13 protein-coding genes are annotated in these 15,078 nt (G+C 63.8%); 4 read left to right on the top strand and 9 right to left on the bottom strand.

What is annotated here, in order from left to right; all coding sequences use genetic code 11:
* Positions 1-8: 8 nt before the first annotated feature.
* The 9 genes from ACVWZM_RS39740 to ACVWZM_RS39700 all read right to left on the bottom strand — a co-directional run bounded on the left by ACVWZM_RS39740 (position 9) and on the right by ACVWZM_RS39700 (position 10,119).
* Positions 9-1,289, bottom strand: coding sequence for a lipoprotein-releasing ABC transporter permease subunit (locus tag ACVWZM_RS39740; protein WP_028339647.1), 1,281 nt, complete (start codon positions 1,287-1,289; stop codon positions 9-11).
* A 72-nt stretch (positions 1,290-1,361) separates the two neighbouring features.
* Entirely contained in the window at positions 1,362-2,681 is a 1,320-nt protein-coding gene (gene proS / locus ACVWZM_RS39735; RefSeq protein WP_038380332.1) for a proline--tRNA ligase, read from the bottom strand.
* Positions 2,682-2,845: 164 nt separating this feature from the next.
* Positions 2,846-4,408, bottom strand: a complete 1,563-nt coding sequence (locus ACVWZM_RS39730) for a copper resistance CopC/CopD family protein (protein ID WP_456785044.1) — start codon at positions 4,406-4,408, stop codon at positions 2,846-2,848.
* A gap of 3 nt (positions 4,409-4,411) precedes the next feature.
* Positions 4,412-4,939 carry a YcnI family copper-binding membrane protein gene (locus ACVWZM_RS39725; RefSeq protein WP_057016487.1) on the bottom strand — a complete coding sequence of 176 codons (528 nt, stop codon included), beginning with the start codon at positions 4,937-4,939 and terminating at the stop codon, positions 4,412-4,414.
* Positions 4,940-4,946: 7 nt separating this feature from the next.
* A complete protein-coding gene (locus ACVWZM_RS39720) occupies positions 4,947-5,471 on the bottom strand; it encodes a copper chaperone PCu(A)C (RefSeq protein ID WP_456855987.1) in 525 nt (174 codons plus the stop codon).
* 35 nt (positions 5,472-5,506) lie between these two features.
* Complete coding sequence (locus ACVWZM_RS39715) at positions 5,507-6,004, bottom strand: TlpA family protein disulfide reductase (protein WP_057016485.1); 498 nt, start codon at positions 6,002-6,004, stop codon at positions 5,507-5,509.
* Complete coding sequence (locus ACVWZM_RS39710; protein WP_456855986.1) at positions 6,001-7,227, bottom strand: sialidase family protein; 1,227 nt, start codon at positions 7,225-7,227, stop codon at positions 6,001-6,003. The genes ACVWZM_RS39715 and ACVWZM_RS39710 overlap by 4 nt, the downstream gene beginning before the upstream one ends.
* Positions 7,228-7,238: 11 nt before the next feature.
* A complete protein-coding gene (locus ACVWZM_RS39705) occupies positions 7,239-9,647 on the bottom strand; it encodes a TonB-dependent receptor family protein (RefSeq protein ID WP_456855985.1) in 2,409 nt (802 codons plus the stop codon).
* Between the two features lie 82 nt (positions 9,648-9,729).
* Positions 9,730-10,119 (bottom strand): DUF2946 domain-containing protein, encoded by a 390-nt coding sequence (locus tag ACVWZM_RS39700; protein ID WP_253623823.1) that lies wholly within the window; start codon positions 10,117-10,119, stop codon positions 9,730-9,732.
* A 439-nt stretch (positions 10,120-10,558) separates the two neighbouring features.
* On the opposite strand from ACVWZM_RS39700, the gene ACVWZM_RS39695 reads away from it, so the two are divergent.
* From ACVWZM_RS39695 to ACVWZM_RS39680, 4 genes are all read left to right on the top strand, one after another.
* Complete coding sequence (locus ACVWZM_RS39695; RefSeq protein WP_057016481.1) at positions 10,559-10,984, top strand: globin; 426 nt, start codon at positions 10,559-10,561, stop codon at positions 10,982-10,984.
* 88 nt (positions 10,985-11,072) lie between these two features.
* On the top strand, positions 11,073-12,110 hold the full coding sequence (locus ACVWZM_RS39690; RefSeq protein WP_456855983.1) for a sugar ABC transporter substrate-binding protein: 1,038 nt from the start codon (positions 11,073-11,075) through the stop codon (positions 12,108-12,110).
* A gap of 9 nt (positions 12,111-12,119) precedes the next feature.
* The gene (locus ACVWZM_RS39685; protein ID WP_253623821.1) at positions 12,120-13,622 is read left to right on the top strand and encodes a sugar ABC transporter ATP-binding protein; all 1,503 of its coding nucleotides are present in this window, start codon (positions 12,120-12,122) and stop codon (positions 13,620-13,622) included.
* 94 nt (positions 13,623-13,716) lie between these two features.
* Positions 13,717-14,751: an ABC transporter permease gene (locus tag ACVWZM_RS39680; protein WP_057016587.1), complete on the top strand. Its 1,035-nt coding sequence runs from the start codon at positions 13,717-13,719 to the stop codon at positions 14,749-14,751.
* The last annotated feature ends 327 nt before the right edge of the window (positions 14,752-15,078 follow it).

Below are 15,078 nucleotides of genomic sequence, written 5' to 3'. Positions count from 1 at the left end.
TGCGCTCCTTATTCGTACCGGAGCGCGTCGACCGGATCGAGGCGCGCGGCGCGCCACGACGGGTAGAGCGTCGCAAGGAAGGACAGCGTCAGCGCCATGATCACGACGGCGAGCGTCTCGCCAAAATCGATTTCAGCAGGCAGCTTCGACAGGAAATACAGTGTGGGATCGAACAATTCCGTGTTGGTGAGCCACGACAGGAACTGCCTGATGGTTTCGATGTTGAAGCAGATCAGCAAGCCGACCAGCAGACCGACCAGCGTGCCGACGACGCCGATCGATGCGCCGGTGATCAGGAATATCCGCATGATCGAACCCTGCGAGGCGCCCATGGTCCGCAGGATCGCGATGTCCTGGCCCTTGTCCTTCACCAGCATGATCAGTCCCGAGACGATGTTGAGCGCCGCGACCAGCACGATCATGGTCAGGATCAGGAACATCACGTTGCGTTCGACCTGAAGCGCGTTGAAGAAGGTCGAATTGCGCTGCCGCCAGTCGACCAGGAACACCGGCCGGCCGGCCGCCTCGGTCACCAACTTGCGATAGGTTTCGATCTTGTCCGGATTGGTGGTGAACACCTCGATCGAGGACACGTCGTTGTTGCGGTTGAAATAGGCCTGCGCCTCGGTCAGCGGCATGAACACGAAGGTCGAATCATATTCCGACATGCCGATCTCGAACACCGCAGTGATCTTGTAGGGCTTGATGCGCGGCGTGGTGCCCATCGGCGTCACCGCGCCCTTCGGCGAGACCAGCGTGATCATGTCGCCGGCATGCAGCGAAAGCTGGTCGGCGAGGCGGCGACCGATCGCGACGCCCTGCCCCTCATCAAAGCCCTCGAGCGAGCCTTGTTTGATGTTCTTGGCGATCGAGGTGAGGTTGTTGAGATCGTCGGCGCGGATGCCGCGGATGAAGACGCCGGCGGCGTTGAACGGCGATGAACCGAGCCCCTGCCCGTCGACCACCGGCGCGGCGAGGCGGATGCCCTGCACCTGACTGATGCGGTCGGCGACATCCTTCCAGTCGGTCAGCGGCGATTCCAGCGGCTGCACCAGAATATGTCCGTTGAGGCCGAGGATCTTGTCCAGCAACTCCTTGCGGAAGCCGTTCATGACCGCCATCACCACGATCAGCGTGGCGACGCCGAGCATGATGCCGAGGAACGAAAAGCCGGCGATGACCGAAATGAACCCTTCCTTGCGGCGCGCGCGCAGATAGCGTCCGGACAGCAGCCATTCGAATGGCGCAAAGGGCGGGGTACGGACTGGCTCGCTCATGGTCTCATCCATCTGTCGATAATCCCATGATTCGGGCCAAATGTGGCCGGATTACCCCGCCGATCAGCGCGGCGTGAATAAACTTTAACCCGCGAGCTTCGCGACCACGTCGGCGGGGCTCATGTTGTCGCGTGAGCCGTCGCTGCGACGCTTCACTTCGACCTTGCCGTCCGCAAGCCCCTTGGGTCCGACCAGAATCTGCCACGGGATGCCGATCAGATCGGCCGCGGCGAACTTGGCGCCGGCACGCTGGTCGGTGTCGTCGTAGAGCACGTCGACGCCCTTCGCCGAGAGCTCGCGATAAAGCTGCTCGCAGGCGCCATCGACCGCGGCATCGCCCTGCTTGAGATTGAGGATCGCGGCGCGGAACGGCGCGACGGCCTCGGGCCATTTGATGCCGGCGTCATCGTGACACGCTTCGATGATCGCGCCGACCAGACGCGACACGCCGACGCCGTAGGAGCCGCCATGGATCGGCACGTCGACGCCGTCGGGACCGGCCACCATCGCCTTCATGGTCTCGGAATATTTGGTGCCGAAATAGAAGATCTGGCCGACCTCGATGCCGCGCGTGTTCAGCCGCTTTGCCTCAGGCACTTCCTGTTCGAAGCGCGCAGCCTCGTGGACGTCCTCGGTCGCGGCGTAGACCGAAGTCCACTGCTTGATGATCGGCGTCAGATCACCGTCATAATCGACGTCCGCGCCCGGCACCGGCAGGTCCAGCACATCGCGGTTGATGTAGACGCCGGACTCGCCGGTCTCCGCGAGCACGATGAATTCGTGGCTGAGGTCGCCGCCGATCGGGCCGGTCTCGGCCCGCATCGGGATCGCCTTGAGGCCCATCCGCGCAAAGGTGCGCAAATAGGCCACGAACATCTTGTTGTAGGAGCGCCGCGCGCCGGCCTCGTCAAGGTCGAACGAATAGGCGTCCTTCATCAGGAACTCGCGGCCGCGCATCACGCCGAAGCGCGGACGCTGCTCATCGCGGAATTTCCACTGGATGTGGTAGAGGTTGAGCGGCAGGTTCTTGTAGGACTTGATGTAGGAGCGGAAAATCTCCGTGATCATTTCCTCGTTGGTCGGCCCGTACAACAGCTCGCGCTTGTGACGATCGAGGATGCGCAGCATCTCCGGGCCATAGGCGTCGTAGCGGCCGCTTTCGCGCCAGAGATCGGCGAGCTGCAGCGTCGGCATCAAGAGCTCGAGCGCGCCGGCGCGGTCCTGTTCCTCGCGAACGATCTGCTCGATCTTCTTCAGCACCCGGAAACCGAGCGGCAGCCAGGCATAAATGCCGGCAGCCTCCTGCCGCATCATACCCGCGCGCAGCATCAGCCGATGCGAGACGATCTCCGCCTCTTTCGGGTTTTCTTTCAGGATGGGCAGGAAAAACCGCGACAATCGCATGGCGTTACTCGGGAATCAGGAAAGCGTGGGAAGAGCTGCAGTGAAACCGGATCGGCTGTGAAAACACAAGGCCGCCAAATAAGAAAAACCCTTCAAATCAGGCGATTTTCGGCCATTTGAACGAATTGCGTACCATCGAAGTGCCCAGCGCGCCGACCGCGGCTTTACCTGACCTCGAAATCGTCTTCCAGCGTCACTTTCTTGAAATCGGTCACCAAGGCGTCGATCTGCATGTGCCAGCGGCCCGGCACCGGCAACGGCACCTTGCGCACGTGCCAATAGCCATCGGCACCGCGCGCGGCGGCGCGTTCCATCGGTTCGATGCCGCGCTCGGGCAAGCTCAGCGTCAGCGTCGCCTCCTTGGCCGTGAACGGGCTGGCATCGCCGTTCATCAGCTGCAGCACGAAGTCATTTTGCCCGACCTTGCCCGGCGCGATCAGCACCTGGAACATCGCGGCATCGGTGTGAATGTGGACCGCGAGCGGAACATCGGCCGACATCGCCAGCACGCGCGGCGGCGGCGTGAAGCGCCAGAGTGCAACGAGGCCGAGAATGGCGATCATCAGCACGAATTCCAGCGCGATCGAGCGCTGCAGCGGCCGTGTCCGATGAAACTCGCGCGCGATGGCCGGCGTGAACACCAACCGGTTCAGCGCAGCGAGCCCGAGCAACAACACCACCAGCACCAGTTTCGCAACCAGGATGTTGCCGTACCCGGTGTCGATCAGCGCGTGAAAACTGTCGAGCTGGACGATCGCGAGCGCCAGGCCCGACAAGGCGATCAACGCGACGACCGGCACCGCGATCGTCGAAAAATGCCGCAGCACCCGCAGCAGCGAATCCTTGCGCTGCCAGGCAAGCACCGCCAGCGGCGCGAGCGCGCCCATCCAGAACGCCACGCCCACGCCATGGATGAACAGCGCGGCTCGCGTCAGCCATTGCGGCGAAGCGGTGGCGGCGTGGCCGCTGACCGCAAACGACAGCCCGACACAGATCATTGCGATCGCGGTGCGGGTGAAAGCTGCACCGAACGACGGGCTGCGCCAGGCGATCGCCGCGATCAGCATCGCGGCGATCGCGAGCAGCAGCGCGGGAAACAGGCTGGTAGCGGCGGCGCTGGCCCATGCCGCCCACGTCACGATGCCCGAGAGCGGCAGGTTCAAGAGGTCGACACCCTGCAAGCCAAGCGACGCGATCGCGCCGACAAGGCCGATCTTCAGCGACCACATGATCAGCCGTTCGCCGGCCGGGCCCTGCCCGATCCAGGCCGCAAAGAACACGCCGCCGACGCCGGCAAACAGGCCCAGATAGAGCCCGAGCCGCGCCAGCCAGATCAACACATCGAGCACGCCGTCGCTTGACGGCGCCGCCGAGCCGGTGACGACGCCGATCGAAAACAGCAGCGAGCCCGCGACCGGATGGCCATCCTGCGACACCACGCGATAGCTGACCACCTGCGTGCCCTGCGGCAGGCCCGCCGGCAGTGTCACCATCACCGACTGGTCGACGGCGCGGATCGCGACGTCGCGCGGCTTGCCCGCAGCGTCGAGCAGGCTGACCGCCGTCGGCGCCACCGCTTCGTTGAAGCGGAGCACCAACGTCTTGGGTGCTTCAGCCACCACACTGCCGTCGGCCGGTTCGGCGCCGATCAGGACGGCATGCGCATGGGCTGAGGTCGCAAGACACAGCGCCACGAGCAGCGCTGCGAGGTTTGCGACCAACCGCATCACTTACGACTTCGGCAGCAGATTGACGCCGGGCGCCGGTGTCTTGCTGCCATGGTCGTGCCCGCCGCCCTGCCCGTCGGCTGGGGTATCGATCCAGCGGCTGACGCCCTGCTCGCACTCCTGCACGACCGGAAAGTACAACGTGGTGTTGGGCTTCAAGGTATCGGTGAGAAACGTCTGCATCACGAACTCGTCGTAGTTCTGGTCCGCAAGCTTGCCACCGCTCCAGGCGACTTCCTTGACGCCCTCGGAAAGCTTGGCGCCGTGATAGTCGTATTGGGCGGCGTATTTGCCGGTGACCGCATCGAGAGTCCAGCCCGCCTTCGGCATCGGCTTAACTCCGATCACGCCCTCCGGAATCTGCACCCGGATCTTGATTGTCGCCGAGCCCGCGCAGCCATGCGGCACGGCGAACACCGCCTTGTAATACGATCCGACCGCCGCCTGCTTTCCTTCGAGTGTGATATGCGCGATCGCCGGCTGCGCTGCGAGCAGCGCCGCCGTGGCAACGACGAACGTCTGTGATCGCATGGCTGCCTCACATCTTCTTCATGTCCATGTGACCGGAATGGTCGCCATGACCGGAATGACCGCCGCCCGGCCCCTGCGCGCCGACGGCCTGCACGTCCAGCGAGACCGAGACCTTGCCGGCCTTTTCGAACTCGAGCGTGACCGGCACCTTGTCGCCCTGCTTCAGCGGATTCTTCAGGTCGAACATCATCAGGTGATAGCCGCCCGGCGCGAGCTTCACGGTCCTGCCGGGCTCGATGGTGAGGCCCTTGTCGAGCGCACGCATCTTCATCACGCCATTGTCCATCGACATCTCGTGGACTTCGATCTTGCCGGCAACATCGCCGGTGCCTGACACCAGCCGGTCGGGCGTCGTCCCCTTGTTCTCGATCGTCAGGTAGCCGCCGCCGATCTTGGCACCGTTCGGTGTTGCGCGCGTCCAGGCCTGCGTGATCACGAGATCGCCGGCCTTGACGTCCTCCGCGCGCGCGGACGTCGACGCGAGTGCAGCGGTCAGCGCTGCGAGGGCAAGGATGCGGGAGAGCGTCTTCATGGCGACGGATTTCCTTTCAAGTTGAAATTCAAGTGTCATCGGGTTGCTGCCGACTGGGCGATGGACCATTTGTTCAGATCGGCGATTTCGGCCGACCCTTCGATCGTCGTGATCGTTCCATCCCGGGAAATCAGCATGGTTCGCGGGATATCGCCTTGCCAGGCCGGATCGATCTCAAATCTCAACCGCTCGGCAAAGCCGTCGTCGAAGATCCAGTTTTCGGCCGCGCCGAGGCCGGCGCGATCCAGCATCGATCGCGTCGCTTCCGGAAGGTTGGGAACCAGATCCGCGCTGATCGTGACGATATCGATTCCGGGATGATCCTTCATGAACTGGCCGAGCTCCGGCAGCTCGACCTTGCATGGTCCGCAGGTCACTCCCCAGAAATGCACCAGGGTCGGATGACCGGCATGCGCATGCAGCAGCTTTTGCCAGCTGCCGCGTTCGAACGGCTTTGGCGCGCCCTCTCCCGCCGCCAGTGCGGACGGCAGCGTCGCGAGCAGGATCAGCGCAGCCAGCAGATGACGCTTCATGGTTCGCCCTCGATCGCTTGAAAATGGTAGCCGTCGGCCTTCGTCATCCACGACAGATAGGTCTGCCGACTGTCCGAGACGAGCAGCGGATGGTCGGAACTGTCGGCGGTGTCCGCGATCACCGTCGGCTTCGACCATGTCGCCCCATCGTCGTGCGACGTCATGAGGTCGATTGTCGTCTTCTGCCCGTCGAATTCCTTCCAGGCCATGACAAGCCCCTGCGGCCCCGCGATAATCTGCGGCCGGGATGGGCTGCGGTTCGGCTGACCGACCGGAAGCGGATCGGAGAAGGTTTTGCCGCCGTCGCGCGAGCGCGCATAGAACAATCCCTTGCGCGCCTTGCCGTTGGTGTACCACGTCACATTGTAGGTTCCTTCGGGCGATATGGTCAGGCTCGGACCGTGATGCGGACAGGCCGCGATCTGCCAGTCGTCGCGGCTCACCCGATGTATCTCGCCGGGCGTAGCCAGGTCGGAGAACGTCACGACCGCATGGTCGCGCACGCCGCCTTCAAAGATGTTCCGGAACACGACCACAGGATGGCCCGCACCATCGAACGCCAGCGCGAGGCGGCAGCACTCGCAGGTGTTGTCGGCGACGAGCCGCGCGTCGGAATAGGTTGCTCCGCCATCTCCCGATGACGCGAAAAACAATCCGGCACCGTCATATTTCTGGCCGCGCTGCTGCGCCGGCACGCGGTTGCGCTTGTCGAGCCACGCGGCAAACATCGCCCCCGCAGGATCGAAACCGATCGCCTCGAACCGTTGGCTCTCATTGTTCGTGGTGATCGGCTTCGGCGCATCGAAGCTGCGCCCGCCATCGGTCGATCGCGTGGTCAGCACCTGGCCGTTGAAATTCTGATCGCGGAAGATCGAGAAGGCCACAGCGATGTTGCCCTTGGCATCGATCGCAAGCTTCGGCCGCGCATCCGGTCCCCAATCGAGACTGAGCCGCTCCCGTGTGACCTGCACCGGTGTGGAAAAGCTCTTGCCCTGGTCTTTTGAGCTCGCGACGGAGATCTGGCCGCCGGCCATCCACACCAGCCACAATGTCCCATCCCGGCCAAAGGCGGGCGTGACCTTGGTCGCGCAGCGCAGGGCCGTCTCTTCGCAGGCCGCTTCGGACGCGTGCTGATGGCTCATCTGTGCGACGGTAAGGTTCGGCAAGGCCGCGAGTACGAGCGTTGCAAGCAGCGTCAGGGCGACCGGTTTGCGATAGGTCATCGATGCGCTCCTCATTTGAACGCAATCTTCATGCCCGCCACGAAGGCGCGCGGCGATCCGGCATAGATCGAGTTGGTTGAGTTCGCTAGTACGCTCGCGGGATTTTGAATGCCTGCCGCGGTCACCGAATTTGAGATGTTGTTCGCCGACGCCACGTAGGTCCGGTCGAAGACGTTCCTCACCTCGATGTAGAGGTTCAGCGCCTTGAAATAATCGGAGACGAGATCGGTCTTGTAGTGCAGATTGAGGTTGACCAGCTCATAGCCCGGCGCCTTCAAGAGGTTGGCGTTGTCCATGTAGAAGCTGTCCTTCCACTGCACTTCGACGAACCCGCCAAATCCCTGAAACTGACCCGACAGCTGGTCGTAGCCCAACCGCGCCGTGAGCTCGTTCGGCGAAATGCCGGGAATCTTGTTGCCGGCGCGATTGAAGCTGAACACCGCGCCGTTCGTGATGTTCTCGACGTATTCCGTGTAGACCTCGTCGAGATAAGTGTAGGCCGCCGAGAACCGCCAGCCCGGCAGGAATTTCCAGTCGGCGGCCAGCTCGACGCCGCGATGCTCCGATCGCGGCGCGTTGAACGTGTAGGAGATGCCCGCAAGCGGCGTGGCCTGAGAAACGAGCTCGTCCTTGAATAACTCGTAGAAGCCCGTGACGCTGAGCTTGAGCGCGTTGTTCGGTGTCCAGTCGGCACCGACATCGTAACCGAGATTCTTTTGCGTCCGCAGCTGGGTGTTGTTGCCCGAGGCGCCACTCGGCAGGACGAACAAATTGCTGACCTGCGGCGTGCCGTATCCGGTTGCCACTCGTCCACGGACTTGCCACTCGCTGCTCAGCCGGTACAGCAATGCGAGCTCGGGCGCGGTATTCTGGAATTGCCGGTCCGCCGTCGTGATCGCCGTGGTCGTGGTTCCGGCCGCGCCGGCGTAGCTGTAGGCGGTGTTCCGGCCCGTCAGACTGGTGGCCTCCCAGCCAATGCCGGCAACGGCCGTCAGCGCAGACGTGAGCTTCAATTCCTCGCGTGCGCGAACACCGTAATTTGTCGTCGTGCTGAACAAATTGCTCGACAGGCTTCCGAGCGTCGCATTTCCGCCCGGCATTACATTGCGGGTGTCGCTCGACGCGGTGAGCGTATTGTAGAAGCCGCCGAAATAGGTCGTCGAATCCAGCCCAAAAATATCGCCGCGTCTGACGACGTCGCTCATGTAGTTGTACGACGGGAAGTCGCCGATCGCGCTGGTCGATCCCGTCGGTTGATTGATATTGCGGTCGTCGAAGACGAACTGGTTGCGCCAGGTGGTCTGGTTGTCGAAGTCGTGCTCCCAGCGGCCGCCGACGATGGTACGGCGGTCGTCGCGCCCGAGACCGGCCTGAACCGCGGTCTCCCTGTCGGTCCCGGCCGCCGCGTTGAATCCGTTGTTGAACAACGTCACGGTGGCGCATCCCGGCGCGGCCGTCGCGCCGGTCGTGCAGCCCTGCTGGAACGGGTTCTGGTAGAACTGGTTGAGCGAGGAGCGGATCGGCAGGCGCGTCGTCAGGTCGTTGTTGATCAGCTTCACCGTGAAGCGGTCGTCCGGCGTGACCTGCAGCGTGCCGAGGAAATTAACGGTCTGTGTGTTGAACCAGCTGTTGCCGATGTAGCCGTCGCCGCGCGCGTCGCTCGCGAACAGCGAGGCCTCGAAATTGCCGACCTTCTTGCCCGCCGCGAGATAGTTGTTGAGGTAACCGAAGCTGCCGCCGTCGACGCCATACTCGACGCCGTCGATCTTGCCGCCCGGCCGGGTCCTGAAATTCAGCGCGCCGCCGGTCGCATAATTGCCGTAGAGCGCCGATGACGGCCCGCGGACCACGTCGATGGCGCCATAGGCATGCGGATCGATCAGGTCGCTGCGCGACAGGCCGTCCGGCTGGGTCACCGGGAAACCGTCGTCGAAGATGACGAGGTTGCGGATGCCGAAGCCGTTCCGCGCATTCGACCCGCGGATCGAGATGCCGAAATCACGCGGGCCGTTGCCCTGCTTGATCGAGATGCCCGGACTGTCGCGCAGCACATCGGCGACGGAGAACGCCGGTCGGTTGTCGAACTGGCTGCGGTCGATGGTGGTCTGCGTTTGGCCTGTCGGCGCCCGGTTCAAACCGTCGCGGGTCGCGGCAAGCGTCTCCCCCGGCCTCGCGCCGTCCGCTGGGGCCGCCGTCACGGCTGGCGCTGTCGCCGGCTTCGGCGGCCGCCGCACGGACGCGGCACGAACGCGCGGCTTCTGCGCCGCCGGCTTGGCGCGCACCGCCGTCCGGGGCGCCTCGACGGTGACGGAGGGTAGCTCTGTGCTGGGCGCCTGGGCTTCGGCAGCGGACGGCAATGCGCAAAGCGTCGCGCCCAGCGCGAGCACGCTTGCCGCCTCCAGCGGATGATAGCGAAACATGGATGAATCCTGACACCGGCGCTCCGGCCGGCTTGCTCAAGGGCACTTGCTGGCGCGGGACGCACCGGCAGCGACAAGGTCGTCAGGAAAACAGCGGCGGCGCGCGGGCTTGCGCCGAGAGGCCGGCGCGCGAACGATCGAGCTCGGAGGCGAAATCAAGCCAGGCGATCGGGTTCGGCAGGCGTTCGACGGCCTGGGCCACAACTTGCGGGCTATCAACCGGCGCACCGGTCTGCAGCACGCTGCAGGCCGAGCAGCAGCCGTCATGGGCGTCGTGACTGGTCTGGTCACCCTGCCCCGCTCCGGAGCCGGCATCGCCGTGGCAGATGGTGGCGGCCGCGAGCGGATCGGACGCGGCAAGGCTCGCCGCCCAGCAGGCCCCGATCGGTGCAAGAATCTGCACCAGCAGGGCAACCAAGACGATGGGCAGAAAATTCTTCAGCCGCCGGCGCATCGCAAATCCATCCGCCACGGAACTAACCACCATGGGCGCCGGAAGTCGAGATCGCCGATGCGTCCGGTTTCTTCCAGCCGACGGAAATAACCGAGCGTGGCACTTGCGTCACGGCAACTCCGAAATCAGTCGTATCCCCTTACCCTGCCACGTGTTTTATATCTCCCGTCACAACCGCCGGTGGCGCCATCCCAATCATTTCGCAAATTGCTCGAAAATTGAACAATCGTTGCCGAAAATGATGACAAGCCTGGAAAGATAGTCTACCAATTCGGGCTCAGGCCAGCCGCGAGGTGTGTCCTGGTGGTCCAAGTCTCGGGAGGAGCCCGACGCGCACAAGCAGCGTCACCCCATCAATCAAGATCAAATCGAATTTTTGGGGCAAATAGGGTCGACACAATTTTTGGAGCAGGGCTTTGAGCCCTGCTCTTTTTTTATGTGATGATCGCAATCCGCTATGGCTCCATCATTGAATCCGATCGAACGCAGCTTTGAACTCGCAGCAGCGGCTTGCGATGATCTGACACCGTCAGTCTATCGCCGCCTGTTTCGCGAACATCCCGAGACGCAGGCGATGTTTCGCACCGAAGGCAGCGAGCCGGTGAAAGGCTCGATGCTGCAGCTGACGATCGAAGCCATCCTCGATTTCGCGGGCGAGCGCCGCGGACATTTTCGCCTGATCGAATCGGAAGTGTTCTCGCACGACGCCTACGGCACGCCGCGCGAACTGTTCGTCGCGTTCTTCGCGGTGATCGCCGATACGCTGCGCGACATTCTCGGCGAGCAATGGTCTGCGGAGATCGATGCTGCGTGGCACAAGCTGCTCGGCGACATCGAAGCCATCGTGCTGCAGCAGAAACATCTCGTGGACGAGAGGCCGTAGCGTCACCGTTCCGATTGTGACACACTCGCTTTATCCGCGGCGCGTGCAACTGACGCCGACGGTCAGAAAAACGAAGAGGGAGCAAGCAATGCCAGGGACCGACAAGGGGATGGACAAGGCGTCGACGACGCGGCGCGACCTTCTGCAGATGGCGGCGGCAGGTGGAGCTGCGGCCGGCCTGTTCGGCGGAATGGGCATGACGACGTCGGCGCTCGCCGCCGAAACGGGACGCTCGGAAAAGCCGCTGAAGGCGGCGTTCTCCAATGCCGGACTGCAGGCGACGTGGTGCGCGCAAGGCAAGCAGGCCGCCGAGTTCTGGGGCAAGCTGTTCAACGTCGAGGTGACCTGGTTCGACGGCCAGCTCGATGCCGTCAAGCAGCGCGCCGCGATCGACAACATGGCGTCGCAGAAATGGGACTTCGTCGCGATCCAGGCGTTCGGCATCGGCACGCTGACCCAGCCGGTGCAGAAGATGATCGACGCCGGGACCCCCGTGATCGACATGGACACGCTTATTGCTCCTCTCGATCAAATTAACGTCCACTCGTTCCTCGCACCTGACAACGAGTTCATGGGCGCCTCCGTAACGCAGGCGCTGTGCAACGCGATCGGCGGCAAGGGCAAGGTCATCATGACCCAGGGCGCGCTCGGCCATACCGGCGCGCAGGGCCGCGCCAAGGGCTTCAACTCGGTCATCAAGCAGTTCCCGAACATCGAGGTGCTGGATACCCAGCCCGCCGACTGGGACGTCTCGAAGACCGCCCGGCTCTGGGAAACCTATCTGACCAAATACTCGCAGATCGACGCCGCCTTCTTCCACAATGACGACATGGCGCTCGCCGCCTACAACATCATGAAGGCGCGCAACCGCACCAACATCCTGATTGGCGGTGTCGACGCCATGCCGCCGGCGATTCAGGCGGTCAGCGAAGGCCGCATGTTCGCGACCGTCCGCAATCCGTCCTGCCGCATCCATGGCGGCGCGATCGTCGCGGGCGTCGCCGCCGTGGTCGGCGGCGAAAAGAGCGGCCATGGCATTCCGAAGAATGTCGTGACCGACGGTCCCGTCGTGACCAAGGCCAACGCCGCCGGCATGCAATGGATGGAGGATCATTTCCTGATCTGAGCGGGCCTCATGACGCAGGGACGCTCGGCGATCCTCGAATTGCACCAGATCACGAAGGCCTTCGGCGGCGTCGAAGCCCTTCGTGGGATCGACTTCGCGCTGCACGCCGGCGAGATCCATGGTCTCGTCGGCGAGAACGGCGCCGGAAAAAGTACGCTGATGAAGATCATCGCCGGCGTGCATCCGGAGTTCTCCGGCCGCTTCATGCTGGACGGCAAGGAGACCCGCTTCCGCTCCACCCGTGACGCGCACGCCGCCGGCATCGGCATGGTGCATCAGGAGCTCAGCGTCGCGCCTGATCTCACGGTCGCTGAGAATGTGTTCCTCGGCAACCAGCCGACCAACCGCCTCGGCTTCGTGCAATGGCGGCGGATGGCGCGCGAGGCCGGCGAGCAGCTGGCCCGGTTTGGCATCGACGTCAACCCGATGACGCGGCTCGGCGATTTGCCGATCGGCCTGCAGCAGCTGATCGAGATCGCTCGCGTGCTGTTTTCCGGCGCACGCATCATCATCCTGGACGAGCCGACCTCCGCCCTCTCTCCGCCCGAGGTCGAACGCCTCTTTGCGACGCTGCACAGGCTGCGCGACGAAGGCACCAGCATCGTCTTCATCTCGCACTTCATCGAGGACATTTTGCGGGTCTCCGACGTGGTGACGGTGTTCCGCAACGGGCGGAAGATCGCGGAGACCGCGTCCGCGGACACCACCAAGGGCGCCCTGATCGAGGCCATGATCGGCCGCGGCGGCGAGGCGCTGGAACACAGCTACACCGATGACATGATGCTCCCGCAATCGAGCGGAGGCGCGGCGGTGCTGAAGGTCGATCAGCTCTCGCTGCGCCGCAGCCTGCGGGACGTCTCGTTCGAGGCCCGCTCCGGCGAAGTGCTCGGTATCTACGGCTTCATGGGCTGCGGGCAGCTGGAGCTGTCGCGCATCCTGTTCGGCAAGCTGCGACCCGACGGCGGAACGCTTGCGGTCGACGGCGCCACGAAGACGTTTCGCAGCACCGCGGCGGCGCGACGGGCCGGCGTCGCCCTGGTGCCGGAAAGCCGGCGCGCCATGCTGTTCCACCAGGAACCGGTCTACAAGAACATCTCGATCAGCATCCTCGAACGGATCTCGGCGCTGCTGCTCAAGCCGGTGCGCGAGCGTGCGATCGCCCAGCGCCAGGTCGAGCAACTGCAGATCCGGCCGCCGGTGGTCGGCCTCGATCTCGGCATGCTGTCCGGCGGCAATCAGCAGAAGGTGGCGCTGGCGAAATGGCTAGCCTATCCGCCGCGCGTCCTGGTGCTGTGCGAGCCGACCCGCGGCATGGATGTCGGCGCCAAGAACGACGTGATCAACATCGTGCGCGATCTCCGCGCCAAGGGGCTGGCGATCATCGTGCTGTCGACCGAGCCGGAGACGGTGCTGTCGCTGGCCGACCGGATCCTGGTGCTGAAGCGCGGCGCGGTGGTGCGCGAATTCGCGGGCGAAGCGGTCAGCAAGGACCGGCTGCTGGAGGCGGCCTAGAGCATGATCCGGAAAAGTGCGAAGCGGTTTTCCGATGCTCAAACAAACAGAGAAAGCGCGATGACCACCTCATCGCGCTTGATGGAGAGACATGATGGCAAGCAGTGACGGCGCCACGGCGCGAGCGGATCACCAGCGGTCGCGCGGGCTGGCGCCCTTCGTGCGCTCGCAGATGCGCAACATTGCGCCGTTCCTGACGCTGATCTTCCTCAGCGCCTTCTTCGCGATCGCGAGCCCGTCGTTTGCCACCATCGACAATGTCGGCAACATCCTCACGCAAGTGTCGGTCACCGGCATCATCGCCGTCGGCCTCACCTTCGTGATCCTGTGCGCCGAGATCGACCTGTCGATCGCCAGCATCGCCAACGTCACCGGCATTGCGGTGGCGTACTTCACGCTGCAGGAATCCTACGTCAACATCGCCAATGTCCCGATGCCGGGCATCGTCGCGATCCTGCTGGCGCTGGCGCTGTGCGCGCTGCTCGGCCTCGTCAACGCGCTGGGGTTGACCATGATCGGCATCCCCTCCTTCATCATGACGCTCGCCATGATGCAGATTGCGGCCGGCGTCTCGGCGCTGCTGGTGCGCGGCCAGATCGCCTACAAGGTGCCGGACCTGATCACGACGCTCGGCTCCGGCTCGATCGGCGGCATCCCCTGGATTGTGATCGTCGCCGCGGTGATGCTGCTCGGCGGCCACCTGGTGCTGACCTACACACGGTTCGGCCGCTACGTCTACATGGTCGGCGGCAACCGCGAGGCCGCGGAATTTGCCGGCCTCAACGTCAAGCTCATCCTCGGCAGTGTGATGGTGATCTCGGCGGTGTGCTCGGGGATCGGCGGCATGCTCGGCGTCGCCCATTTCGGCAGCGCCCAGCAGAACGAGTTCGATACCTATCTGCTGGATTCGATCGCGGCCGTGGTGGTCGGCGGCACCAGCCTGTTCGGCGGCCGCGGCGGCATCGGCAACACCATCGTCGGCCTGTTCGTGCTCGGCGTTCTCAACAACGGCCTCGACCACGTCAATATCGACAGCTTCCTGAAGATCCTGATCCGCGGGTTGATCCTGCTCGCGGCGCTGATCATCAACGTGTACGCGCAGCGGCTGCGGGAACAGGCGGCGGATTAAGGATGAAGGGAGCTGAGCACACAGCTCTCTCCATTCGTCGTCCCTGCGAAAGCACGGACCCATACGCCGCGGCGGGTATTGTTGAAGGAACTCGTCATTCCAGCGTCGCTCAACAATGATCGTTGGTGGTTATGGGTCCCGGCCTTCGCCGGGACGACGCCGAGTGTGTATCGCTTGTGAGTCAAACATCCGCATTCTCGCGACATGATTTGTCCGAGCTTGCTGTTCGTTCCGCCCTCGCGTTGAAGAGGGCGCAGGGAAAGCCGCGCTGCGTAGGACGAGTAGAGCGAAGCGAAACCCATCAACTCTTATCGCGCTGTCAGAATG

The organism is Bradyrhizobium sp. USDA 4501 (assembly GCF_054062115.1).
Note: the sequence above shows the minus strand (reverse complement) of the source record. Positions and strands in the feature narration are given on the sequence as shown.